Here is a 23,889-nt window from a genome sequence, read left to right as displayed (position 1 = left end):
CGAGGTCACTCGGCGGCGGCGATGGCCTCTATCTCGATTCCGACGCCCTTCGGGAGGTTCGCCACCTCGACCGCGCTCCGGGCCGGCGGGTTGTCCTGGAAGTACTCCTGGTAGGACTCGTTCATCGCGTCGAAGTCCTCGATGTCGTCCATGAAGACGGTGACCTTCAGCACGTCCTGCATCGTCAGCCCCTCCTCCTCGAGGATGCCCTTCACGTTCTCCAGGCTCTGGCGGGTCTGGACGGCGATGTCCTCGTCGTCCAGCAGGTCGCCATCCGGGGTCATCGGTATCTGTCCGGCCGTGAACACGATGTCGCCGTTAGTCGTCGCCTGGCTGTACGCTCCGACCGCTTCCGGCGCGTCCTGCGTGCTGATAACTCGCTTCATGACAGACAGTTCGCTCGCCAGGACTTAAACCTACGTCAAAACGGAGCGAAAGCCATCGTCTAGACGAGCACTTCGACGTCGAACCCGCTGTCGCGCAACGACGCGAGCAGGTCGTCGACGTGCTCCGGACCGCGCGTTTCGAGGTCGAGTTCCACCTCGGTCGCGTTCATCCCGATGTCGCGGGAGGTGCGGTCGTGCTGGATGGCGTAGATGTTCGCCCGCGCGTCGGCCACCACGTCCAGCAGTTCGCGGAGCGACCCCGGGCGGTCTTTCAGCACGGTTCGGAGTTTCACGTACCGGCCCGTCTCGACGAGTCCGCGCATGATGACCGTCGTGAGGGTGTTCATGTCGATGTTGCCGCCGGAGAGGACGGGGGCGATGACCTCGTCGTCGACGTAGTCGAACTTCTCGCCCAGCGTCGCGGCGAGTGCCACCGCACCGGCCCCCTCGACGAGCGTCTTGCTGCGTTCGAGGAGGTAGGTCAGCGCGACCGCGATCTCGGAGTCGGAGACGGTGACGACCTCGTCGACGCGTTCCCGGATGACCTCGAACGGCTTCTCGCCGGCGCTCCGCGTGGCGATGCCGTCCGCGACGGTGTCGACGCTGTCGAGTCGGTGGCGTTCGCCCTTCTGGAGCGACTGGGCGACGCTGGAGGCGCCCTCGGCCTGAACGCCGACGACGCGCGCGTCGGGGATCTGACCCTTCACCGCCGTGGCGACGCCGCTGACGAGTCCGCCGCCGCCGATGGGGACGACCACGGTGTCGACGTCCGGCAGGTCGTCCACTATCTCCAGGCCGATGGTGCCCTGGCCCGCCATCACCTTCTCGTCGTCGAACGCGTGGACGTAGGTGCGACCCTCCTCGTCTTCGAGTTCGTGGGCGCGCTCCTGGGCCTCGTTGTAGTCCTCGCCGTAGAGGACGACCGCCGCGCCGTAGTCCCGGGTCGCCTTTATCTTCGAGATGGGCGCGTTCTCCGGCATGACTATCTTCGAGTCGACGCCGCTGCGCGTCGCCGCGAGCGCGACGCCCTGGGCGTGGTTGCCCGCGCTGGCGGTGACGACGCCCGCCTCCTTCTCCGCCTCGGAGAGGGTCTTGATGCGGTTGGTCGCACCGCGAATCTTGAACGAGCCCGTGCGCTGGAACGTCTCCAGTTTCGGGTGGACCGCCGCACCCGTCATGTCCGAAAACGTGTGCGAGTAGTCGAGCGGCGTGTGCCGAGAGGTCTCGGCGACTCGCTCTCGGGCCTCCAGTACGTCCCCGAGTTCTATCATGGTCCGTCGGTGGTTCTCGCGTCTCTTTATGGTTTGGAATCGGAGGCGACAGGTGTGCTTCTGCCGTCAACTGACGCTTCCTCTCGCGTTCGTATCTGCACACTGACGGTGCGTCTTGGCGATTCGGCGACGTCGTACGCTCCGTCGGGGGCGAAGAAGGCTTATTACCGCTACGATTGGGGATAATCGTTATGGACGCAGGTCGTATGCACGCCTTCCTACTCGGCCGGAATCGTCGCACGTCGGTTCGTTTCTTCGGCGTTGGAATGGTCGTCGCGAGTTCGTTCGCGGTCCTTCTGTACACGCCTGCTGGACGGGGACTTTCGAGCACGCACTACTTCCAACTACTCTCCGTCGTCACGTTCGGCTGTGCGGCAGTAAGCGCCTACGTCAACGGCGGATTGCTGACGAGCTGGTTCCTCGCCGCATCGGGAATACTTCCGTTCGCGTTCTCGTTCGCGCTCACGGACGCGCCACTCGGCCAGGAGCCGACGATAGTCAGCGCGATTAACGCACTGCTCCTTTCGGCAGGGTTGTACACCGTCGCCGTCGGGACGACGGCCTTCGCTATCGGAGCGGGCGTACGATACGGCCGGGACCGACCCACCAAACCGACGGAAGCACGCCGGCCGGAAGAGTAGCGTCGGTAGTTCGATGTCGACCTACTTCGGCGGGCTGCGGATTCTCCTGCCAATCCTCGACGACTCGTGCGAAGTGCCCAGCGCTAGTCACGACCGGGTTCCGACCTGTCGAATCGAACCACAGTCGAGTAAAGAAACGCCTTTCTACCCCCCGTCCTGCCTTCGTAACGATGCAGGTCTCCGAGGTGGTCCCCGAGTTCGCGGAGGCGTTCCCGTTCGAGGAGTTCAACGACATGCAACGGGAGATGCTGCCGGCCCTGCTCGACAGCGACGACAACGTCGTCGCCAGCGCGCCGACCGCCAGCGGGAAGACCGCGCTCGCGGAACTGGCCATCTGCAAGGCGCTCCGGGACGGCGGCACCGCGCTCTTCGTCGCGCCGATGCGCGCGCTCACGAACGAGAAGGAGAGCGAGTGGGAGCGGTTCGAGGACCTCGGCCACTCCGTCTACGTCGTCACGGGCGAGCGCGACCTCAATCCCCGGCGAGCGGAGCGCGCGGACATCCTCGTGATGACGCCCGAGAAGGCCGACTCGGCGACCCGGAAGCACGACTCGCGGCGCTACTCGTTCATCACCGACGTGGACGTCTGCGTCATCGACGAGGTCCACCTGCTCGACTCGGAGAAGCGCGGGAGCGTCCTCGAAGTGACCGTCTCGCGCCTCCGACGGCTCTGTGACCCCCGCATCGTCGCGCTCTCTGCGACGATGCCGAACGTCGACGACGTCGCCGAGTGGCTGGACGCGCCGCCCGAGACCACCTTCGAGTTCGGCGACGAGTACCGTCCCGTCGACCTCCACGCGGACGTGAAGACCTACACCCACGGGGACAACTCCTTCGCCGACAAGTACCGCCGGCTGTACCGCGCGCTCGACCTCGCGGAGCCCCACATCGAGGAGGGCGGCCAGGCGCTCGTGTTCGTCTCCTCGCGGCAGGACACCGTGCAGGCCGCCAAGAAGGCCCGCGACGAGATAGCGGAACGCGACCTCTCCGTCGGCGCGCGCGGCGACTACGACTTCCACACCGAGACCCAGGAACTGGAGAACGAGACGCTCCGGAAGTCCGTCCTCGACGGGGTCGCGTTCCACCACGCCGGCCTCTCCAAGAACGACAAGGACCTCGTCGAGGAGTGGTTCCGAGAGGGGAAGATACAGCTCCTCTTTTCCACCTCGACGCTGGCGTGGGGCGTCAACCTCCCCGCGCGCTGCGTCGTCCTCCGGGACACGAAGCTCCACGACCCCCTGGAGGGCGAGGTGGACATGAGTCCGCTCGACGTGCTCCAGATGCTCGGACGCGCGGGCCGACCCGGGTACGACGACGTCGGCTACGGCTGGGTCGTCTGCGACCACGCCGAGGCCGACAAGTACCGGAAACTGCTGCGCGAGGGCAAGGAGATAGAGTCCCGACTCGCGGAGGATTTGGACGCCCACCTCAACGCCGAGATAGCGATGGGAACCATCGCCGACCTCGACGACGTGATGGACTGGCTCCGGACGACGTTCTACTACGTCCGCGCGAAAAACGACCCCGAGCAGTACGACTTCGAGAACCTGCGCGACCGCGTCCGGGCCACGCTCGAACGCCTCGTCGACCGCGGCTTCGTCGAGACGGGCGACGACCTCGGCGTCGCCGCCACCCCGCTCGGCATGCTCGCCTCGAAGTTCTACCTCCGCCTCGACACCGCCGAGCGCTTCGCCGACCTCGCCAACCTGCCCACGGTCGACGACGACGCCATCCTGGCGACGGTCGCCGGGGCCGGCGAGTTCGACAGCGTCAGCGCGCGCCAGTCGGAGCGCGAGGCCGTCGACTCCGTGCTGGTCGGGCAGGACTCGGGTGACCTGGAGGCCGGCGGTCGGAAGGTACTCGCCATCCTCCGGTCGAGCATGACCGGGTCGACCCCCGCCGACCTCCGGAGCGACGCGTGGGTCATCCGCCAGAACGCCGTCCGCCTCCTCTCCGCGTTGCGGGCCTTCTTCGAGCGGTTCGACCGCCCCGTGGCCGCCAACCGCACCCGCCGCGTCGAGGCGCGCGTCGAGAACGGCGTCTCGTCGACCGCCGTCGGGCTGACCGCCGTCGACGGGGTCGGCTCGGGCCGGGCGAGCAAACTCGCCGCCGAGGGCCTGGAGACGCCGGCCGACGTGCGCGAAGCGGGCGTGGACGGCCTCGTCCGGGCGGGGCTCTCCGAGGGCGTCGCCGAGCAGGTCGTCGAAAGCGTGCGAGAACTGCCCGCTGTCGATATCGAGTGGGGCGCGTTCCCCGACGACATCGCGCGCGGCGAGAACGCGATGCAGGAAGTGACCGTCCGCAACCGGGGCGGCGGCGCGCAGGCCGCCATCGACGTGACCGTCAACGGCGTCGAGATGACCGACCGGACGACGTACCTCGACGGCCCCGAATCGGTCCCGGTCGGCGTGTTCGGCGGTAGCGCCGAGGAGATGGAGTTCGTCGTCCGCGTCGCGTTCCCCGACCTGCCGCTCGTGCCGGTCACCGACTCGCGGACGGTCAGGGTCGAGTGAACAACTGCTCGCGCAGCGCCTCGGGGGTCGAGACCACCGCGTCGGCCGCCGAGAGGTCGAGTTTCTTCGCACCGTTCCGGTAGCCGACGCAGTCCGCACCGGCCCGGACCGCCGCCTCGACGCCGTTCTCGGAGTCCTCGACCGCGACGCACGCCGACGGCCGGTGGCCCAGCCGCTCGGCGGCGTGTTCGTAGATGGCCGGCCCGGGTTTCCCCGGCGCGTCCACGTCCTCGGCGCTGACGACCGCGTCGAAGTCGAGGTCGAATCGCTCGAGCACCACGTCGATCCAGGCGTGGGGTGCAGAGGAGACGAGCGCGACGTCGACCCCGTCGGCGCGCAGGTCCGCGACGATGTCCCGGAAGCCGTCCATCAGCGCGGCGTGTTCGCCGTACACGTCCTCGGCGGCCTCGTCGTAGATGTCGACGAACTCCGACTTCTCGACGGTCGTCTCGTAATGCTCGTCGAGATAGTCGTAGATCTCCCGGTAGTTCATCCCGGTTATCTCGTCGGCGGACACCGTGGTTTCGAGGACCTCGGGGAAGATCGTCTGCTCTTCGATGTCGACCCAGTAATCTTCCGAGTCGACGATGACTCCGTCCATGTCGAACAGTACTGCATCGAATGTAGGCACGGGCGTTCCAACGCGGCCCGGCATCGTAGGACTGTCGCTGTCGGACGTCCGTCGCTCGCCACCGTCGCCCGTCGACGGTGAACGCCTACCGACCGGGCGTCACCGTTTCTTGACCTCGATGGTTCCGTCGCTCGCGACGACCACGCGACGCTCCTCGTATCGAAAGGAGACGTGGCCCGTCGTCGACCGTTCGGTTCCGTCGTCGCACGGCGCGAACAGCGCGTCGATGGCCGAGGGGTCGACGGTGTCGTACAGCGTCGGCGTGAGTTCGGGCGGTGGAACGTCGAGGGCTTCCGCCAGGGCAGCGATGATCGCAGTTCCGACGTGGTCCTCGCTGTCCCAGTCGTGGTGTCGACGAACGTCGACGTCCCACGCTTCGCCAGCAGACGCTGGCTCCTCATCTGGGCCGGAGCTAGTCATATTTCGTTAACGGCGTTCGAATCGTTAAGGATACGAGTTTCACATTCATGGTACTTATGAGCGGTTCGACTGTGGCTGGTCGCGCTGGCGGGGGACTTCCGCGTCGCAGTCGGTGTCGAGACAGCGCCGACCGGTTCGGGTCTCGAACACCGGGAGACCGCAGTCGCAGTCGCCGACGACCGCTCCGTCGGGAACTCCGAACCCGGTGTCGCAGTCGGGATACTCCTCACAGCCCGCGATGAGGCCGCCGCGCTCCAGGATGCGGAGGTCGGCCCCGCAGTACGGACAGTCCCACTCGCGGTCGAACCGCTCGCGGACCGCCGCGACGAGCGGTTCGCAGTCGCGGTCGACGCACACGTCGAAGGCGTCGCCGCGCTCGACGCGCATCGTCGGGAGGCCGCATTCGCAGGTCTCCTGGCGGACGGTTGCCCGGCGGGGGATGGCGTGGTCCACCGAACAGCCGAGGCAGGCGACGCTCCCGTCGGCGCGGACGAGCGGCCCGTCGCAGTCCGGGCAGTCGCCGACCGGGATGCCGGCTTCGGAGCCGGGGTACCGGGAGATGCCGTAGCAGGTGTGACACTCCACGCGGACCCGGCGGTCGTTCGTCGCCGCGACGAGCGTGAACGTGCCGTCCTCGACCTCGGCGCGGGCGGTATCGGCGCGGGTGAGCCACGCGACGGGCTGGTACCCGTCGACGTCGTGGACGAGCAGGGTGTCGTCCGGTTTCAGCAGGACGACGACCTCCCCGCGCTGTCGGCGGCGGTCGTCGTCTCCGAACGTTATCGTGCAGTCGCCGGCGAAGACGCGTATCGTCTCGGGCATGGGCCGCCCTGGTCCCGTTCTGCAATTTAAAGGTGCGGACGGGGGAAGTGTGGGAGCGATTCCGGAGGGCGGGCGAGCGGCGGACGGCGTCGGCGCCCGAGTCGCAGTACCTATGACGCCGCGCGCCGGAAGAGCGCGTATGGACGGACGTTTGCGCGACGACGAAGTGGTCGTGAGCGGCGACGCCCGCCAGCGCTACTACGACTCGCGAGGGTACGGACGACCGCTCGGGGGCGACGACGTGGCGCTCTCGCGGGTCGAGGCCGCCCACCTCCTCTTTCGCGGCGACCTCGACTCCGTCGACGGCGCGGGGTTTCGCGAGTTCCTCCAGAACTCGACGGGCGACGGGTTCGGGGCGCGCTTTCTCGTCTACGCCGACCTCCGCGAGCGCGGCTTCTACCTCTCGCCCGACCGGAAGGGGTGGGTTCCCGACCCCCTTCCGGGGTCGGACTTCGTCGTCTACCCGCGCGGAGACGGGCCGTGGGGCGACGACCTGCTGTACCGGGTCCGGGTCGTCTCCGAACGCGAGTCGCTGCCGGCGACGGAACTCGGCGACGTGGTCCTGGCGGTCGTCGACGAGGAGAGCGAGATAACGTACTTCGAGACCGAGCGTCCGGACCCGACCGGCGACACCGAGGAGCACCTGCCCGCGCGTCTGGAGGGCGCGCTGCTGGCCGACAACGTGTTGCTGTGGGACCCGCCCGCCGCGGTCCACGAGGACGCCTTCTACGGCCAGCCGCTGGGCGACCGCGGCGCCGTCGACGTCCTCCAGCTGTCGCTGCTGGAGGCTGCCCACCTCGCCGCCGAGGGCGTCCTCTCCGTCGACGGGGGGTACGACGCCATCGTCGAGCGTGGCCGAACCGTCGAGGGCGAGCGGTTCGACCGCCGACTGGCCGTCTACCGGACGTTGCGGGAGGAGGACGTCGTTCCGAAGACGGGGTTCAAGTTCGGAGCCGACTTCCGGACGTACGCCGACGTGGAGTCGGTCGAGAACCTCGGCCACTCCGAGAACCTGGTGCGCGTGCTGCCCGCGGACTACGTGTTCTCCCCGCGCGACCTGGCGCTCGACGTGCGACTGGCCCACGGCGTCCGCAAGCGGATGGTGTTCGCCCTGACCGACGGCGAGTCGGTGTCGTGGGTGGGCGTGAATCGGCTGACGCCGTAGGAGAGCGCGGACGGTTCCCGCCGACGGGTGTCGAGCGCCGTCGCGCCCGCCGAGACCGAATAGTTTTTGCGCGAACCGACCCGATTCAGGGCACAACGACGCGGCTCTCGGTCGGCCGACTCACACCATGACACGAGACATCGATAGCGAACGCGAGGAGAAGCTCCCCGACGGCGGAACGGCGGCGGGAGACGACCAGGTCGCGCTCGACCCCTGGGGGTCGGCGACCGTCGCCGACTACCGGAAACTGTTCGAGGAGTTCGGCATCGAGGAGTTCGACGAGTTGCTCGAGGAGGTGCCCGACCCGCACTACCTGATGCGCCGGGGCGTCATCTTCGGCCATCGGGACTACCGCCGGGTCGCCGAGGCGATGCGGAACGACGAGCCGTTCGCCGCGCTCTCGGGGTTCATGCCGACCGGCGACCCCCACATCGGGCACAAGCTCGTCTTCGACGAACTCATCTGGCACCAGCAGCAGGGCGGGGACACCTACGGTCTCATCGCAGACCTGGAGGCCCACAGCGCTCGCGGGCTCTCGTGGGACGAAATCGACGAACACGCCCGCGACTACCTCCTCTCGCTCGTGGCGCTCGGCTTCGACCCCGAGGAGGGGACGCTCTACCGGCAGTCCGAGAACCGCGAGTTGCAGGACCTCGCGTTCGAACTCGGGAGCAAGGCGAACTTCTCCGAACTCGAGAACATCTACGGCTTCTCCGGCGAGACGGACGTCGCCCACATGCAGTCGGTCGTCACGCAGATGGCCGACATCTGCTACCCGCAACTGGACGAGCCGAAGCCGACCGTCATCCCGGTCGGTCCCGACCAGGACCCCCACGTCCGACTCGCCCGGGACCTCGCCGCGCGGATGCGCTACTTCGGCGTGACGGAGGCGTACGCGAGCTTCGAGCTGACCGACGCCGAGCGCATCCACGTCGCCGCAGCGTATCAGAACCGCGAATCGTACGCCGAGGAGCCCGAGCGACCGCGCTGCGAGGAGGCCGCCGAGTGGCTGGCCGACGTCAGGGACGCGACCGACCCCGTCGTCGCCGGAACCATCGACAAGCTCGACAACGCCGGCATGGAGCCCCTGCGGCCGCGCGTCCGGTTCCTCGACCGCAACGCCACCGACGAGGCGTTCGAGGCGCTCGTCGAGGCCGTCGACGGCGAGAAGCGCGTCTTCGAGGAGCACGTCGACTCCTTCGACCTCTCGCGGGAGGAAGCCGAGGAGCTGTCCCGGGAGGTCGAGGTCGACCACGGCGGCTACGGCTTCGTCCCGCCATCGTCCATCTACCACCGGTTCATGACCGGGCTGACGGGCGGGAAGATGTCCTCGTCCGTGCCGGCGAGCCACATCAGCCTGCTCGACGACCCCGAGGAGGGGTACGACAAGGTGAAGGCCGCGACCACCGGCGGCCGCGAGACGGCCGAGAAGCAGCGCGAACTCGGCGGGCAAGCGGACGAATGCCCCGTGTACGAACTGTACGCCTACCTGCTCGCGGGCGACGACGACGAGTTCGCCAAGGAGGTGTACGACGAGTGCGTCGGCGGCGAGCGCCTCTGTGGCGGCTGCAAGGAACAGGCCGCCGAGCTGATGGAGCAGTTCCTCGAAGAGCACCAGGAGAAACGCGAGGAGGCCGAGGAGCTCCTGGAGGACCTCGATATGGAACTCGACTCTCCGCGGAAGTAGTCCGCTCGCGGGCCTCCTCGCGGACGCTCCGGCGCGTCGTAGCGCTCACCACGAACTGTACCGCTCTTGCTCCCACGGGTTCGCGGTGTTCGAGTAGCCGCGCTTCTCCCAGTAGCCGCGCTCCGGTTCGGTGAGGAACTCGACGCCGTCGACCCACTTCGCACCCTTGTACGCGTACTTGTGCGGCGTCACGACCCGGAGCGGACCCCCGTGGTCGGACGGGAGCGGTTGACCGTCGAGTTCCCAGGTGAACAGGACCTCCTCGCGCATGCACTCGTCCAGCGGAAGGTTGGTCGTGTAGCCGTCGAGCGCGGAGAACATGACGTGGACGGCGTCGTCGCGCACGCCCGCGCGCTCGGCGATGGTCGGAAACGGCACGCCGGTGAACTCGTTGTCGAACCGGCTCCATCCCGTCACGCAGTGGAAGTCCTGGCGCTGGGTCTCGGCCGGGAGGTCGGTGAACTCGTCCCACGAGAACGCGAGTTCGTCCTCGACCGCTCCGGTGACCGTGAACTCCCACGCGTCCACGTCCCGCTTCGGAACTCCGCTCTTCGAGAGGACGGGAAACCGTTTCGTGCGGCGCTGGCCCGGCGGTAACCGTTCGTCACCGAACTCCTCGAAGATCGACGTGGCATCCTCCATGGGCGCACCGTAGTCGGCGAGCGCAATAGTGATTGTTACCGTATGGCAAGCGCCGGTCCGCGGATTTATTCCCCCGGTCCCCGTAGGTCGCCGGGGGATTCACGTGCCACTCATTCGTTTCGAGATGGCGGATTCGACCGAGCGAACGCAGATCGGGGAGGGAATCGTCCGGTTCGCCGCACAGGCAGGGCGGCTGGAGACCGGACGCGAGGAGGGGAAGTACTTCCTGCAGCACGCGGACGGGTGCGGCGAGGACGGAAAGCGAATCGGACCCGGCGACGCGTTCTTCTTCGACACGGAAACCGGCGACATCCTCTGTGTGGCGCACGGAGAAGAACGGAGCGAGGAGGCGTGAGTTCCGCCGACCGACGCGTCTCGCGGCCGAAATCCCCGACGAGCGGCCCGGGGTTTCGAGGGGCCACGCGGGTCGACCGTCCGACTGCTCGTCGGACAGTCGGTTCCGGGTAGCGTGCGGACCGCGGTCGACGGCGGGCGTTCAGACGCTCGCTTTCGCGACGCGCAGCGTCTCGGCCATCTCCTCGGCGAGTTCCTCGGCGCGCTCTCTCTCGCGCGCCTCGGCGTAGATGCGGACCATCGGCTCGGTACCGCTGGGGCGGGCGAGCACCCAGGCGTCGCCGTGGTCCAGGCGGTAGCCGTCGCGGGCGTTCACCTCGACGTCGGCCTCCGACGCGGCGCGCTCGGCGGCCGCGAGCAGGGCGTCGCGCTCGGCGTCGCCGGCGTAGGAGACGTTGACGCGGACGTTGTGGTAGCCGTCGTAGTCGGCGACGACCTCGCTGGCGCGACCGTCGACCAGCAGTTCGAGGAACTTGGCGGCGGTGTACGCGCCGTCCCGCGTGAGGCGGTAGTTCGGGAAGAAGATGCCGCCGTTGCCCTCGCCGGCGACGGGGACGGACACGTCCGCCCGGCGGAGTTCGCGGATGCGGGTGATGATGTTCGTACTCCCGATGGGCGTGAGTTCGAGTCGAGCGTCGGCGTCGCGGGCCACGTCAACGAGGCGCTGGGAGACGTTGACCGCCGAGACGACCGCGTCGCCCGCGTCGAGTTCCGCGGCGGCGAGCGCGGCGAGGGTGGCGTCGCCCTCGACGTACTCGCCGGTCTCGTCGTAGAAGATGGCGCGGTCGGCGTCGCCGTCGTGGGCGATGCCGACGTCCGCGTCGGTGACCTCGACGAGGCGGCCGAGGTCGTCTAAGTTCTTCGGGACGGGTTCGGGGTCGCGGCCGGGGAAGTGACCGTCGGGCTGGCTGTTCGCGGTGACGACGTCGCAGCCGAGTCGGCGGAAGAACTCGGGGGAGGTGAGCGCTCCCGCGCCGTGACCGGGGTCGAGCGCGACGGTCAGGTCGGCGTCCGCGATGGCCTCGCGGTCGACGGCGTCGAGCAACTGGTCGACGTAGCGGTCGCGTACGTCCTCGACGCGGTGGGTGTGGCCCGTCTCGTTCCAGCGAACCGACTCGAACGCCTCCGTGAGGAACTTCTCCTCGACGCGTTCGAGGTGGTCGACCGAGAGTTCGATGCCGTCGTCCCCGACCAGTTTCACGCCGTTGTACTCCGGCGGGTTGTGACTGGCGGTGATCACCAGCGCCGGCACGCCCTCGCGCTCGGCGTACGCCTGCGCGGCGGGCGTCGGCACCATCCCGAGACGGTCGACGTCGGCACCGACGCTGGCGAGACCGCTCGCGGCCGCGTCCGCGAGCATGTCCCCGGTCGCTCGCGTGTCCCGCGCGAGCGCGACCCGGTCCGACCGCCAGACAGTACCGGCTGCCTTGGCGATCTTCAGCACGAACTCCGGAGTCAGCTCCTCGTTGACGACTCCGCGAGTCCCGCTCGACCCGAACACCTTCATATGCGCCAGGTGAGGCCCCTGCATTCAAAGAGATTCCGAATAGTCCCGAAAACAGCCGACGAGAATACTACGTCGGGAGCGGTCGACCACCTCCGCAGTCGGGAGCACCGTCGTCGCCCGAATGCGGGACGGCACGGTGACGGCGACCGCAGCCAGTACCCGAATCCGAACGTTTTCGCATCCCCGGGTTCGAGTTCCGGACATGGTCAGCATCGACGAGAAGCGCGTGTACGACGACCGGGGCGAGGCGACGACGGTCCTCGTCGCCGCCGACATCGGCGTCGTGACCGTGTCGGTGTCGGACGACATCGTCGGCGAGTTCGGCGTCGCACACCGCTGTTCCGCTCGCGACGTGGCGGCCAGGGACCGAACCGCGGACGACGCGCGACGGGACGGTCGACCGGCGGTCGCCGTCGCCACGGACGAGGCGGTGCTCGACGGGGCGTTCGAACCCCTCGGGTTCGGCCCGGCGGTCGCGGTCGGGTTCGACGGCGACGCCCTCCTGGCGGCGTCGCCGGACGGAACGGTCGAACGCCTGGACGGCGACGACGGGTGGCGAGAACTCGGTGCGGTCGGCGACGTGCGTTCCATCGACGGCGACCTCGTGGCGACCGCCGACGGCGTCTACCGGGCGCTCGACGACGGCGTCCAGCACGTCGGTCTCGACGACGCAAGCGACGTGGCGGCCGCCGAACCGCCGCTTGCCGCGACCGGCACCGGTCTCTACGGACTCGGCAACGGCTGGCGTGACCTGCTCGACGGCGACTTCCGCGTCGTCGGTGCCGACGCCGGGCGCGCCCACGCCGCGACCGACGACGCCCTGTTCGCCCGGCGAGGCGACGAGTGGCGCGAGGAGTCGCTCCCCGTCGACGGACCCGTCGCCGACGTCGACTACGGCGAGGGGACCTACGTCGTCGCCGCGGACGGCACGTTCCTGGTGACGGTCGGTGACGGCTGGCGACACCGGGGAATCGGCCTCCGCGACGTCAACGGCCTCGCGGTCGCGTGACCCGACGGTCGCACAGGCTCGCAGTCGCGCAGGCTGGCGTCACCCACTAGCGTTGCTCGCGGTCATCGTCGCGCATCGAGTTCGTACAGGCCCCGATGGACGCGTCTCACGGGGCCGGGTTGCGACAGGTCGCGGAGTCGCGCCTTCGCCCAACCCTGGGTCACGTCGAGTTCCTGTGCGAGATAGGCCGGGATGGCTCGTCCCTCCCCGAGTAGGTTCAGGATTCCGCGTTCCGTGGGCGAGAACTGCGTCTCGTCGTACGGGACGTCGACGAGCAACCGTTCGGTCGGTCGGCGATGCGGGTCCGGCGTCCCGTCCGCGAGTTCGTACAGGCCGCGGTACACCTTCCTGGCGACGTCGCGCTCGCACAGGTCGCTCAGTAGCGCCCCGGCCGTGCCCGGCTCGATGGCCAGTTGATCGGCGACGTACGCGGGAGTACACCGGTCCTTCACCAGCAGGTTGACGACGCCCGTCTCTGCCGGTGTCAGATTCTCTTCGTCGACGAGCCCCGCGGCATCGCTGTCGAGCCGAATTACCGAAACCATCGCGCCGACACTAATACCCCGCCGGATAAATAAAATATTATTATTTTACTACATAAAATATATCCGGAGGGAGTCGTCTCCGCCACGTCGTCAACGCGCCAACACGCTTTAGTTGTAGAGCGTGATAGTTGTAAACAACGATGGAATCAGAAGAAGAAACGTCCCAAGAGTCAGAGGACCACGAAGCGGACGAGAGGCGACGCGAGTCGGAAGCCGCCGCGATGCTGTTGGGCCCGTAACGGGGAGTGAAAACGAGTTTAACCGGGGCCGTCCAGCCTTCTTCTATGATACTCAGCGGGTCCGCCTCCCAGTCGCTCGCGGCGGCCCTCGCCGACGAACTGGACGAACCGCTCGCGTCCGTGGCGTACCGCAAGTTCCCGGACGGCGAACTGCTCGCCAGCGCGCCCGGCTTCCAGGACGACCGAGCCGTCATCGTCGCCTCTACCGTCTCCAGCGACGCCCACGTCGAACTGCTCCAGTTGCAGGACGCCGCGCGCGAGTGGGGTGCCGAGGAGGTCGTCACAGTCCTTCCGTACATGGGCTACGCCCGCCAGGACAGGCCGCTCGCGCCCGGGAAGGCGGACGAGGGACCGACGCCGGGCTACCCCATCTCCGCCCGCGCCGTCGCTCGCGCGGTCAGCACCGGCACCGACCGCGTGCTCACCGTCAATCCCCACGAGGACGCGGTCTGTGACTTCTTCGACGTACCCGCCGAACCGGTCGACGCCGCCGGTCGCCTCGCCGAACCGCTGCCCGGCGAGCTCGTCGACCCCGTCTTCCTCTCGCCGGACGACGGCGCGCTCGACATCGCCGAGACGGTCCGGGACGCCTACGGTACGGGAACCACCGACTACTTCGAGAAGACGCGCCTCTCGGACACCGAGGTGGAGATGCGCCCGAGCGACACCGACGTCGCCGGCCGCGACGTGGTCGTCACCGACGACATCATCGCCACCGGCTCGACGATGAGCGAGGCCGTCTCCCTCCTCGGCGAGCGCGACGTGGGCGACGTGTACGTCACCTGCGTCCATCCCGTGCTGGCGAGCAACGCCCGGACGAAGCTGGCGCGCGCGGGAGTGGAGGCCGTGTACGGCACCGACACCGTCGAGGGCGCGGTGAGCGCGGTGTCGGTCGCGCCGACCGTCGCGGACGCGCTGTAGTCAGTCGAGCAGGTCGGCTATCTCGTCGGCCGTTATCTCGTCGCTCCAGTGGAGTTCGTCGCCGACTTCGACGGGCACCGTACGACGACACGGTATAAAAACAGCGATTGTGCCGGCGGAAAAGAAAACGGCCGTCGGGTTACGCCTGCGCCTCCGCCAGCGGCGCGATGGCGATCTCCATCGCGACGCCCTCGACGTCCCACTCCTTGCGGTGGCCGTCCTCCACGGGGCCGACGTCGTCGGCGCGGACCTCGGACGTCACGAGGTCGAGGCGCTGGTCGACCAGGTCGGCGACGCGGTCGTCCCGGACGTCGAGTTCGAGACGGATGCGCTCCTCGATGTCGAGGTCGAGGGCCTTGCGCATCTCCTGGACGCGGCGGATGACCTCGCGAGCGTACCCTTCGCTCTCGATGTCCTCGGTGAGCGCGGTGTCGACGTAGACGACGCCGACCTCCTCGCCGTCGACGCCGAACGACGCACCGGTGACGTCGTCGGGCGTCTCGGTGACGAAGGAGACCATCTCCTCGTCGAGGGCAACGTCCTCGTCCAGCGCTTCCTCGACCGCGCCCTCGACGGCGGCGACGGTCGGGTCCGTCACGCGGGCCTCGTTGAGCGCGTTCATCACCCGGCCGGCGTCGTCGCCGAACGCGGGACCGAGCAGTGACATGTCGGCCTCGGCGCTGTACTGGAGTTCGCCCCACTGCTCGTCGGGTGCGACGAGTTCGACGTTCCGGGCGTTCAGGCGGTCGGCCAGCAGGTCGCGGTGGCGCTCGACCGCCTCGACCGCTCGTTCGTCGGTGGCGTCGACGACGACGCGCTGGACCGGCCAGCGGAGCTTGCGCTCGGCCTGCTGGCGGGCGTTCGACCCCGCCTCCTCGATGGCGCGCAGCATCGTCACGTCGGTCTCCAGCTGCGGGTCCTGGAGATAGCCGCTGGGGTCCGGCCAGTCGAGCATGTGGACGGTGTCGTAGCCCGCGTCCCCGGTGAGCTTCTGGTAGATCTCCTCGCTGACGAAGGGCGCGTACGGCGCGAGCAGGGCGACCAGGTCCGTGAGGAGGTGGTAGAACGTCGCGTAGGCGGCCCGCTTGCTCGCGCTGTCTTCCTCCTCCCACATGCGCTCGCGGACGACCTGGATGTAGAACCGGGAGACGTCCTCGACGACGAACTCGAGGAAGGTGTGCAGCGCCTTGTCCTGGCGGAACTCCTCCCAGTGCTCGGTCATCTCGGCGGTGACGGTCTGGAGCCGCGACAGCACCCACTCGTCGACGAGTTCGAGGTCGACCTCGTCGAGGTCGACGTCGTCGGGACGGAAGTCGTCGAGGCGCATGTACGGCAGCGGGAACCGGAACACGTTCCAGAGGATGTTGAGGTCCCGCTGCATGTTCTCGGTCTCGTCCCACGAGAAGCTCATGTCCTCGCCCTGCGGGGTCACCGACAGCAAGAACAGCCGCATCGGGTCGGCGCCGTACTCGTCGATGACCTCGTCGGGTTCGATGGTGATGCCTTTCGACTTGGACATCCCGCGTCCGTCGGGCATGTTGGCGTACCCGTGCATCAGCACCTCCTCGTAGGGAATCTCGTCGAGTGCGGCGGTACCCATGCCGAGCTGTGACCAGAACCAACCACGGGTCTGGTCGTGGGCCTCGATGATGAGGTCTGCAGGCCACAGGTCCTCGAAGTCGTCCTGCTCGCTCGGGTAGTCGAGCGTTCCCCACGACGCCACCGAGGAGTCCAGCCACACGTCGAACACGTCGGGGACGCGCGTGTAGGTGGTGCCGTCTCTCGTGATGGTCAGGTCGTCGACCGTCGGCCGGTGGAGGTCGACGCTCTCGGGGTCGACGTCCTGGTCGACCAGTTCGGCGAGTTCCTCGCGCGTACCGACGACGATGGCGTCGTCCATGTCGCCGTTCCAGTCGTCGGCGGACGAGTCCCCGTCCGCTTCGGGCGTCCAGATGGGGATGGGGATGCCCCAGTAGCGCTGCCGGGAGACGTTCCAGTCGGGCGAGTCCTCGACGAAGTTGCGGAAGCGCTCGTCGCGGGCCTCCGGGGGATGCCACTCGCTGTCCTCGATGTTGGCGAGCAGTTCGTCCTTGATGTCGGTCACCGTGATGAACCACTGGTCGGTGACTATCTGGACGATGCCCGTGTCACAGCGCCAGCAGTGACCGTAGCTGTGCGTCGTCGTGTCCGACGAGAGCATCAGCCCCTTCTCCTCCAGGTCGGCGACGATGTCGTCGTCGGCGTCCTTGACGTACTGGCCGGCGTACTCGCCCGCCTGCTCCGTGTAGACGCCGTCGCCGCCGACCGGACAGAAGATGTCGAGACCGAGTTCGCGGCCGCGCTCGAAGTCCTCCTCACCGTGGCCGGGCGCGGAGTGGACCAGCCCCGTCCGGTCGACCTCGACGTAGTCCGCGGTGTACACCTGCAGCGCATCCTCGCCGTCGGGGTGGTCCGGAACTTCCTCGGCGAGCGGGTGCTCGTACTCCCAGCCGACCATCTCCTCGCCGGTCAGTTCCTCGACGACCTCGTAGTCCTCGTACCGTCCCTGCTTGAGGACGTCGTCGACGACGTCCTCGGCGACGTAGAGGCGCTCGGTGTCGCCCTCCCGTTCCGCGTCGACGCCGACGTAGGTCACGTCCTCGCCGACCGCGACGAAGGTGTTCGCCGGGATGGTCCACGGCGTCGTCGTCCAGACGACGAGGTGGCCCTCGCGGTTCCCGGCTCCGCCGTCCCGCAGCGGGAACTTCACGTAGACGGAGGGGTCTTCGACGTCCTCGTACTCGACCTCGTTGTTGGCGATGGCGGTCTCGCAGCGCGGACACTGGCTGATGGAGCGTTTGCCCTGCTCGACGAGGCCACGCTCGTGGGCCTGCTGGAACCCCCACCACGCGCCCTCCATGTACTCGGGGGTGACCGTCTTGTAGGGGTCGTCCCAGTCCATCCAGACGCCGAAGGACTGGAAGTCGCTCTGGAGGCCGTCGAGTTGCTCGTCGGCGAACTCCTTGCACTCCTCGATGAAGTTCTCCATCCCGTACTCCTCGATGTCCTTCTTGTTCTCGAAGCCCATCCGCTCCTCGACCTTCGTCTCGATGGGCAGCCCGTGCATGTCGTAGCCCGGGCGGTCGGTCACGTCGTAGCCCTGCATCCGGAGGTAGCGGATGTAGGCGTCTTTCAGCGTCTTGTTCCACGTCGTTCCCATGTGGGCCGCCCCGGACGTGTACGGCGGGCCGTCGACGAAGAAGAACGGCTCCTCTCCCTCGCGGTGTTCCGTGGCCTTCTCGTAGGCGTCCACCTCGTCCCAGTACTCGAACACGCGGTCCTCCACCGCGTCCGGCTCGTACTGGTCGTCGACTTCGCCGAACCGCGTTCGGCGGTTCGACGAGTTCTGTTCCTCGCTGTCCTCGAAGCTGCTCATACTGGTTCTGTGCTTCCCCGACGTTAAATCGAGTTCGGTTGTACAGTTGGGCCTGTAGTACCCGTCGGAGGTCGATTCGGGCCGTCCCGACGGAGCGTCGGTCGCGGACGGGGCCGAAGCGGAGCCTCAACCTTGATACGCCACGCGCTCGAAATCACCGACGTCATGAGCCAAGACGACTGCATCTTCTGCCAGATAGTCGACGGCGAGATTCCGAGTCGAACCGTCTTCGAGGACGACGTCTCCATGGCGTTCCTCGACGCGAATCCCCTCGCGCCCGGCCACACCCTCGTGATTCCGAAGCGCCACCACGAGACGCTCGACGACGTGCCGGAGGACGCCGCCGCCCACCTCTTCGGCGTCCTCCACCGGCTCACGCCCGCCGTCGAGCACGCGGTCGACGCCGACGGGAGCAACGTCGCGTTCAACAACGGCGAGGCCGCGGGCCAGGAAGTGCCGCACGTCCACGCCCACGTCATACCCCGGTTCCACGACGACGGCGGTAATCCCATCCACGCGGTCGCGGGCCGGCGCCCCGACCTCTCCGAGGAGGAACTGGACGAGATCGCCGCGGACATCGAGAGCGGTCACTGACCTTCTTCCGCCCGCTGACCCGTAGGTTTTTGTAGGACACCGAAGCAGTTTCGGTCAGAAACGTGAAACGAACCGTCGCACTCGTCGGCGCGACCGGCGGGGCCGGGACGACCCGGCTCTGCGTCGAGGTCGCGGCCCTGCTCGCGCACGCCGGACGAGACGTCGCCGTTCTCGACGCGGCCTTCGCCACCCAGGGACTGGCCCGCCACGCGCCCGGACGCATCGACCCAGACGCGACCGCGCTGCTGACCGACACCGACGTAGACCTCTCTGACGCGCTCGTCGACCACCCCGCCGACCTCGCCGGGCGACTCGCGCTCTGTCCGGCCTACGCTCCCTTCGAGCGGCTGGCTCGCGCGAAGACTGCCGAGGCGGCCGAACGCTTCGAGGACCTGATTACCGAGGCCGCCCGCGAGTTCGACCACGTGCTGGTGGACACGCCGCCGGTCGCGGCGAACCAGGCCGTCGCGGCCGCGAACGCCGTCGAGCGCGTCGCGCTCGTCGCACCCGCCACCGAGCGCGGCGCGGACGCCGTCCAGCGCGCCCGCGGTCGACTGGCCGACGTCGGGGTGACGGCGGAGACCGTCGTCGCCACCCGCGCGACGGACGACGACCAGCCGGTCGACGCCGCGGACGCGGTGGTGCCGGCGAACGGGGACGCCGCCCCGGCGAGCGCACCGGACCTGGACGCCGAGTTCTCGCCCGCCGTCGCCCGCGCCGCGGAAGCGCTCGTCGCGGCCGAACTGGAGGTCGAGTTCCCGACGGAGGGCGTGCTGAACGCCGCCCGCGAGGAGTACGTTCCCGACGAGTACGTGCCGGACTCGCTCTCCTGAAGACGGTGAACGCCCGATTCAGCGCGCGGGACGACAAGCCCGGTTCCGCCACGACCGCGCGGGCGTACCATCCCGAAGTATTCAAGGCGCCACTCCCGCGAGAAAAGAGCGTGACGGAGTCCGACTACTGCAAGCGGACGGCGGTCACCCGCCTCGCGGTGGAGCCGCGGGACCGGGAGCGACTGCTGGCGATGGTCCGGGAGTGGAAGCGGGGGTGTCAGATAGCGGTCAACAGCGCCTGGGGACGCTGTCACACGCGAAACGAGGTCCAGCAGCTCGCGTACGACGAGCTTCGCGAGCGCACCGACCTGGGGAGCCAGCACGCCGTCCTCGCCACCCACCGCGCCGCCGAAGCGGTCAAGGGTGCGATCGACCGGGGGCAGGCCGACGACCCGGGCGCAAAGCCCGAGTTCACCGCACCGACGGTCGTCTACGACACCCGGACGATGACGGTCTTCGACGACCGCACCGTCAGCCTCACGACGACCGACGAGCGCGTCCGCTGCGACCTCGTCACCGCCGAAGACGGGTACCAGTCGCGCTACCTCGACGACGACCGCTGGGAACCCGCCAAGAGCGCCCTCCACTACCGCGACGGCGAGTTCGACCTCCACCTCGGCTTTCGCGCGTCCCGGCCCGCCGTGGACCCGCCGGGCGAGGACGCGACCGTCCTCGGCGTCGACCTCGGCGTGGAGAACCTCGCGGTGACCAGCACGGCGGAGTTCTTCCCGGGGGGTGAACTCGCGCACCGCCACCGCGAGTTCGTCGACCGCCGGGCGGGCCTCCGGGCGACCGACACCCGGAGCGCCCGCCGCACGCTGCGCAGGACGGGCGACCGAACGGACCGGCACGCCCGCGACTACCTCCACCGGGTCGCCGGCGGCATCGTCGACGAGGCCGAGCGACACCGCTGCGAAGTCGTCGCGTTCGGCGAACTCGGCGACGCCCACGACCGACTGCAGGACGCCGGGGAGTTCCACGAGTGGGCGTTCGAGCGACTGTACGAGTTCGTCTCCTACCGGGCCGCCGAACGCGGCATCACCGTGGTGCAGGTCAACCCCGAGTACACCGGCCAGCGCTGCACCGCCTGCGGGTTCACCCATCCCCAGAACCGCGACCTCGACCGCAACCACTTCGAGTGCCTGAAATGTGGCAACGAGGCCAACGACGACTACAACGCGGCGAAGAACGTCGCGTTCCGGTGCGTTCGCCGCGGGCCGCTCTCCTCGCCCGGCGTCGGCGCGGCGTACTGCGCGCTGTCCTCGGGTCGGGTGACGCCGGACGGCGACTTCGTTCCGAACGCGGAACTGTCGGAAGTGCCAAAGACTTAGCCGGCGGAGCGCCTACGACCGGGTATGCCAGACCCAGTCGTTCGCCGGTCGGACGATATCGAGTACGAGAGCGTCGACGCCGCCGACGGCCTGTCGAAGGGCGTGCTCGTCGGCGAGGACCAGAACGCCCCCAACTTCGCCGTCCGGCGGTTCACGCTCGAGGCCGGCGCGGAGGTCCCGAAACACACCAACGAGGTCGAACACGAGCAGTACGTGCTGGAGGGCGAGTACGTCGTCGGCATCGGGGACGAAGAGTACGAGGTGAGCGCGGGCGACTCGCTGTTCATCCCCGCCGGGACCGTCCACTGGTACCGCAACGAGGCCGAGAAGGCGGGCGCGTTCATCTGCGCCGTCCCGAACGGCGACGACGAGATAGAACTCGTCGAAGACGCCTAGCGGTGTTCGGAGAGGGAGACGACGGCGTCGATGTTCGCCGCTACCCACGCCCCGTCGTCGGTCGCGTCGCGCATCCTGACCAGCGGTCGTTCGCGCTCTGCGCCGTCTTCGATCTCTAGTTCCACCCGTTCGTCGAACCGCTGGGGCAACTGTTCCTCGTGCGTACTCGTCTCGTGCGTGCCACTCATAACAACTCTCGCGCCTGTGGCCTGGCGTAACGGTGCGACCGGCTTTGTTATGAGCCGCTTTCTCGACAGTATCCTGGCGATACCGTTTCGCTCCGCCGTTACGGGCCGCTTGAATCCGTCGTAACGAGCCGTTTCTCCGCGCCCGGCGTCGGGCGGCGGCCTTAGCAACGGCGTATCGACACGGCTGGCGAATCGACCGTCGCTGACCGGTGAGAGCGAGAGAGCTTATAAATTCCTCCGCGTGTGGCGGTGTGGGGTATATATCACGCGGCCGTCGATTCGTGGGTGTCAATGTCTACCGAAAACACGTGGACCGTCGACACTGAGCCGTCGGTTCGGAGCATCGAGGATATCGACCTGAACGAGTACAGCACGCGACCCGTGGCGAAGTTCGTCGTCGCGTTCGCCGTCGGCGCGTTCTTCTTCCTGTTGCCGATTCCGTGGGAGGGCCAGATAACCGTCCCGTTCGACATCGCGGTGAGCTACGTCACCGACAACTTCCCGGACGCCGTCGGGGTCTATTCGCTCGCTATCATCGTCGCTGGCGGCGTACTCACGACGCTCGCCGAACTCGACGTCAGGCGTGGCTGGTTCGACGTCGACCTCTCGTACTACGAGATCTCCGTCGGATTCTGGTTCCTGCGCGTCGTCGGGACGATTCTCGCACCGGTCATGTTCTTCAAGCTGGGGCCGGAGTGGCTCCACTCGAACGGCACCGGCGGGTTCATGTGGGGAACGCTGGTGTACAGCGTCGGCGTCATCATCCCGATAGGCGCGGTGTTCATCACGATATTCGTCGAACTCGGGGGGCTGGAGTTCGTCGGGACGCTCGCCCGTCCACTGATGAAACCGCTGTTCAAGCTCCCTGGCCGGGCCGCACTCGACAGTCTCGCCTCGTGGGTCGGGTCCTACAGCGTCGGACTGTACGTCACCCGGAACGTGTTCGAACGCGGCGGCTACGACAAACGCGAAGTGTTCACCATCGCCACCTGTTTCTCGACGGTCAGCATCGGGTTCGTCGGCGTCGTCGCCGTCACGCTCGACATGCTCGCGCTCTTCCCGATCATCTTCGCGGCGTACTTCGTCTGCGTCGTCGTCTGCGGCGCGATTCTCGTCCGGATTCCACCCATCAGTTCGATTCCCCGGGAGTACGTCGCGGAACCCGACCCCGAAGTCCCGTTCCAGGGGTCCGGACTCGACTACTTCCGGTTCGCCGTCAGCGAAGCGGTCGGCAAGGCAGAGGAGGGAGAGACGTTCTTCGAGGCGGCGAGACGAGGGTTCGTGGACGGACTGCGGCTCACCAGCCTCATCCTCGGAACAATCCTCGCCGTCGGACTGGCGGCGGTGCTCCTGTCCGCGTACACGCCGACGTTCGACGTCCTGGGAACGCCGCTCGTTCCGGTCGTCGCGGCGCTCGGCATCCCGAGCGCGGAAACCGTCGCGCCGGCGACCATCGTCGGCATCACGGAGATGTACGTGCCGGTCCTCATCGCCAAGAACGCCGCTCCGATGGCGAGGTTCTTCGTCGCCGTCCTCGCGGTGTCGCAACTCATCTTCTTCTCCAGCGTCGGTCCGATGATAATGGACATGTTCAGCGACGTCCCCATCCGGTTCCGTGACCTCCTGTTGCTGTTCGCGATGCGAACCGTCATCCTCGTCCCGCTCGTCGCCGCGATGACGCACCTCGTGGCCGCGCTCGGGCTGCTTCAGTAGAACTCGGTCAGCCCGGCGACGAGTTTGTTCTCCGCACGTCGGAGGTGTTCCTCGAACGTCCGGCGTTCGACGTCCATCGCGTCGGCCAACTCGGCCGTCGTGGTCTCGCGCGGAATCCGGTAGTAGCCCGCCTCGTGGGCCGCGAGCAGCGCCTCCCGCTGGCGTTCGGAGAGGTCTGGCAGCGCCGTCTCCGGAGTGAGCAGCGGACGGTCGGTGGTTACGGAGGCGACCTCGCGCTTGGACTCGACGGTCACCGGGAACGACTCGGCGAGTTCGCGGTAGAGGGCGGTGAGGTTCGCCGGGTCGAGCGCGAGCACGCGACACCACTTCTCGCCGTCCGCGTACCGCAGCGGCGGGACGAGCAGACAGTTGTGGCGGGCGAGCACGGGTTCGATGCGGTCGTTCTCGTGGTCTTTCAGACAGGACTCGGTGATGAGCAGGCGCTCGTCGCCCTCGACCAGCCACTCGCGGACGCCGACCAGCGACTCGACGTGGTCCAGCACCGCCCGACCGCCGGGACCGCTGACGTGCAGGAGGTCACAGTGGTCGTTGCACCACAGTTCGAGCGTGGTGTCGGTGCCGTCCGTCGCCGCCGCGTACACGCCCGGTTGTCCGACGCGCAACACCGCCTCGTGCATGGACGCTCCGTCTCACCGATAGTACTTA

23 protein-coding genes are annotated in these 23,889 nt (G+C 68.1%); 12 read left to right on the top strand and 11 right to left on the bottom strand.

What is annotated here, in order from left to right:
• Positions 1-5 precede the first annotated feature (5 nt).
• The gene (locus ACTF4R_RS06305; protein ID WP_440007049.1) at positions 6-386 is read right to left on the bottom strand and encodes a Rid family detoxifying hydrolase; all 381 of its coding nucleotides are present in this window, start codon (positions 384-386) and stop codon (positions 6-8) included.
• A 59-nt stretch (positions 387-445) separates the two neighbouring features.
• Complete coding sequence (gene ilvA, locus ACTF4R_RS06300) at positions 446-1,657, bottom strand: threonine ammonia-lyase (protein ID WP_440007048.1); 1,212 nt, start codon at positions 1,655-1,657, stop codon at positions 446-448.
• Between the two features lie 191 nt (positions 1,658-1,848).
• Between ilvA and ACTF4R_RS06295 the strand changes: the two genes are divergently transcribed.
• Together ACTF4R_RS06295 and ACTF4R_RS06290 are read left to right on the top strand one after the other, a co-directional pair.
• Positions 1,849-2,298: a hypothetical protein gene (locus ACTF4R_RS06295; protein ID WP_440007047.1), complete on the top strand. Its 450-nt coding sequence runs from the start codon at positions 1,849-1,851 to the stop codon at positions 2,296-2,298.
• 170 nt (positions 2,299-2,468) lie between these two features.
• Positions 2,469-4,811 carry a DEAD/DEAH box helicase gene (locus ACTF4R_RS06290; RefSeq protein ID WP_440007046.1) on the top strand — a complete coding sequence of 781 codons (2,343 nt, stop codon included), beginning with the start codon at positions 2,469-2,471 and terminating at the stop codon, positions 4,809-4,811.
• Here ACTF4R_RS06290 and ACTF4R_RS06285 read toward each other — a convergent pair.
• The 3 genes from ACTF4R_RS06285 to ACTF4R_RS06275 all read right to left on the bottom strand — a co-directional run bounded on the left by ACTF4R_RS06285 (position 4,798) and on the right by ACTF4R_RS06275 (position 6,684).
• Complete coding sequence (locus ACTF4R_RS06285; protein WP_440007045.1) at positions 4,798-5,442, bottom strand: HAD family hydrolase; 645 nt, start codon at positions 5,440-5,442, stop codon at positions 4,798-4,800. The genes ACTF4R_RS06290 and ACTF4R_RS06285 overlap by 14 nt on opposite strands.
• Positions 5,443-5,541: 99 nt before the next feature.
• The gene (locus ACTF4R_RS06280; RefSeq protein ID WP_440007044.1) at positions 5,542-5,862 is read right to left on the bottom strand and encodes a HalOD1 output domain-containing protein; all 321 of its coding nucleotides are present in this window, start codon (positions 5,860-5,862) and stop codon (positions 5,542-5,544) included.
• Between the two features lie 54 nt (positions 5,863-5,916).
• Positions 5,917-6,684 carry a DUF91 domain-containing protein gene (locus tag ACTF4R_RS06275; protein WP_440007043.1) on the bottom strand — a complete coding sequence of 256 codons (768 nt, stop codon included), beginning with the start codon at positions 6,682-6,684 and terminating at the stop codon, positions 5,917-5,919.
• Positions 6,685-6,823: 139 nt separating this feature from the next.
• Here ACTF4R_RS06275 and endA point away from each other — a divergent pair, with 139 nt between their 5' ends.
• Both endA and ACTF4R_RS06265 read left to right on the top strand, forming a co-directional pair.
• Positions 6,824-7,849, top strand: coding sequence for a tRNA-intron lyase (gene endA / locus ACTF4R_RS06270; protein ID WP_440007042.1), 1,026 nt, complete (start codon positions 6,824-6,826; stop codon positions 7,847-7,849).
• Positions 7,850-7,976: 127 nt separating this feature from the next.
• On the top strand, positions 7,977-9,536 hold the full coding sequence (locus ACTF4R_RS06265) for a tryptophan--tRNA ligase (RefSeq protein WP_440007041.1): 1,560 nt from the start codon (positions 7,977-7,979) through the stop codon (positions 9,534-9,536).
• Between the two features lie 45 nt (positions 9,537-9,581).
• On the opposite strand, the gene ACTF4R_RS06260 is transcribed toward ACTF4R_RS06265, so the two are convergent.
• Positions 9,582-10,178, bottom strand: coding sequence for a sulfite oxidase-like oxidoreductase (locus ACTF4R_RS06260; protein WP_440007040.1), 597 nt, complete (start codon positions 10,176-10,178; stop codon positions 9,582-9,584).
• Between the two features lie 103 nt (positions 10,179-10,281).
• Between ACTF4R_RS06260 and ACTF4R_RS06255 the strand changes: the two genes are divergently transcribed.
• Positions 10,282-10,533, top strand: a complete 252-nt coding sequence (locus ACTF4R_RS06255; RefSeq protein ID WP_473965263.1) for a DUF8075 family protein — start codon at positions 10,282-10,284, stop codon at positions 10,531-10,533.
• A gap of 141 nt (positions 10,534-10,674) precedes the next feature.
• On the opposite strand, the gene glmM is transcribed toward ACTF4R_RS06255, so the two are convergent.
• Entirely contained in the window at positions 10,675-12,039 is a 1,365-nt protein-coding gene (glmM, locus tag ACTF4R_RS06250) for a phosphoglucosamine mutase (RefSeq protein WP_440007039.1), read from the bottom strand.
• Between the two features lie 202 nt (positions 12,040-12,241).
• Here glmM and ACTF4R_RS06245 point away from each other — a divergent pair, with 202 nt between their 5' ends.
• A complete protein-coding gene (locus ACTF4R_RS06245) occupies positions 12,242-13,048 on the top strand; it encodes an HVO_0234 family beta-propeller protein (protein WP_440007038.1) in 807 nt (268 codons plus the stop codon).
• 62 nt (positions 13,049-13,110) lie between these two features.
• On the opposite strand, the gene ACTF4R_RS06240 is transcribed toward ACTF4R_RS06245, so the two are convergent.
• On the bottom strand, positions 13,111-13,593 hold the full coding sequence (locus ACTF4R_RS06240; RefSeq protein WP_440007037.1) for a hypothetical protein: 483 nt from the start codon (positions 13,591-13,593) through the stop codon (positions 13,111-13,113).
• Between the two features lie 284 nt (positions 13,594-13,877).
• On the opposite strand from ACTF4R_RS06240, the gene prs reads away from it, so the two are divergent.
• A complete protein-coding gene (gene prs / locus ACTF4R_RS06235; protein ID WP_440007036.1) occupies positions 13,878-14,753 on the top strand; it encodes a ribose-phosphate diphosphokinase in 876 nt (291 codons plus the stop codon).
• A 139-nt stretch (positions 14,754-14,892) separates the two neighbouring features.
• On the opposite strand, the gene ileS is transcribed toward prs, so the two are convergent.
• Positions 14,893-18,168 (bottom strand): isoleucine--tRNA ligase, encoded by a 3,276-nt coding sequence (gene ileS / locus ACTF4R_RS06230; protein WP_440007035.1) that lies wholly within the window; start codon positions 18,166-18,168, stop codon positions 14,893-14,895.
• A 165-nt stretch (positions 18,169-18,333) separates the two neighbouring features.
• On the opposite strand from ileS, the gene ACTF4R_RS06225 reads away from it, so the two are divergent.
• The 4 genes from ACTF4R_RS06225 to ACTF4R_RS06210 all read left to right on the top strand — a co-directional run bounded on the left by ACTF4R_RS06225 (position 18,334) and on the right by ACTF4R_RS06210 (position 21,322).
• Entirely contained in the window at positions 18,334-18,762 is a 429-nt protein-coding gene (locus tag ACTF4R_RS06225; protein WP_440007034.1) for an HIT family protein, read from the top strand.
• Positions 18,763-18,824: 62 nt separating this feature from the next.
• Positions 18,825-19,595: a ParA family protein gene (locus ACTF4R_RS06220; RefSeq protein WP_440007033.1), complete on the top strand. Its 771-nt coding sequence runs from the start codon at positions 18,825-18,827 to the stop codon at positions 19,593-19,595.
• A 110-nt stretch (positions 19,596-19,705) separates the two neighbouring features.
• Entirely contained in the window at positions 19,706-20,926 is a 1,221-nt protein-coding gene (locus ACTF4R_RS06215; RefSeq protein ID WP_440007032.1) for an RNA-guided endonuclease InsQ/TnpB family protein, read from the top strand.
• A 24-nt stretch (positions 20,927-20,950) separates the two neighbouring features.
• Positions 20,951-21,322: a cupin domain-containing protein gene (locus tag ACTF4R_RS06210; protein WP_433626104.1), complete on the top strand. Its 372-nt coding sequence runs from the start codon at positions 20,951-20,953 to the stop codon at positions 21,320-21,322.
• Here ACTF4R_RS06210 and ACTF4R_RS06205 read toward each other — a convergent pair.
• Positions 21,319-21,510 carry a hypothetical protein gene (locus ACTF4R_RS06205; RefSeq protein ID WP_440007031.1) on the bottom strand — a complete coding sequence of 64 codons (192 nt, stop codon included), beginning with the start codon at positions 21,508-21,510 and terminating at the stop codon, positions 21,319-21,321. The genes ACTF4R_RS06210 and ACTF4R_RS06205 overlap by 4 nt on opposite strands.
• Positions 21,511-21,801: 291 nt before the next feature.
• Between ACTF4R_RS06205 and ACTF4R_RS06200 the strand changes: the two genes are divergently transcribed.
• Complete coding sequence (locus tag ACTF4R_RS06200; protein WP_440007030.1) at positions 21,802-23,223, top strand: YjiH family protein; 1,422 nt, start codon at positions 21,802-21,804, stop codon at positions 23,221-23,223.
• Here ACTF4R_RS06200 and ACTF4R_RS06195 read toward each other — a convergent pair.
• Positions 23,217-23,861: a helix-turn-helix domain-containing protein gene (locus ACTF4R_RS06195; RefSeq protein ID WP_440007029.1), complete on the bottom strand. Its 645-nt coding sequence runs from the start codon at positions 23,859-23,861 to the stop codon at positions 23,217-23,219. The genes ACTF4R_RS06200 and ACTF4R_RS06195 overlap by 7 nt on opposite strands.
• Between the last annotated feature and the right edge of the window lie 28 nt (positions 23,862-23,889).

Source organism: Halomicrococcus pelagicus (genome assembly GCF_051917725.1).
In the GTDB taxonomy this organism is placed as follows: domain Archaea; phylum Halobacteriota; class Halobacteria; order Halobacteriales; family Haladaptataceae; genus Halomicrococcus.
The sequence above is the reverse complement of the archived record's forward strand: the minus strand, read 5'-3'. Positions and strand labels throughout refer to the sequence as shown.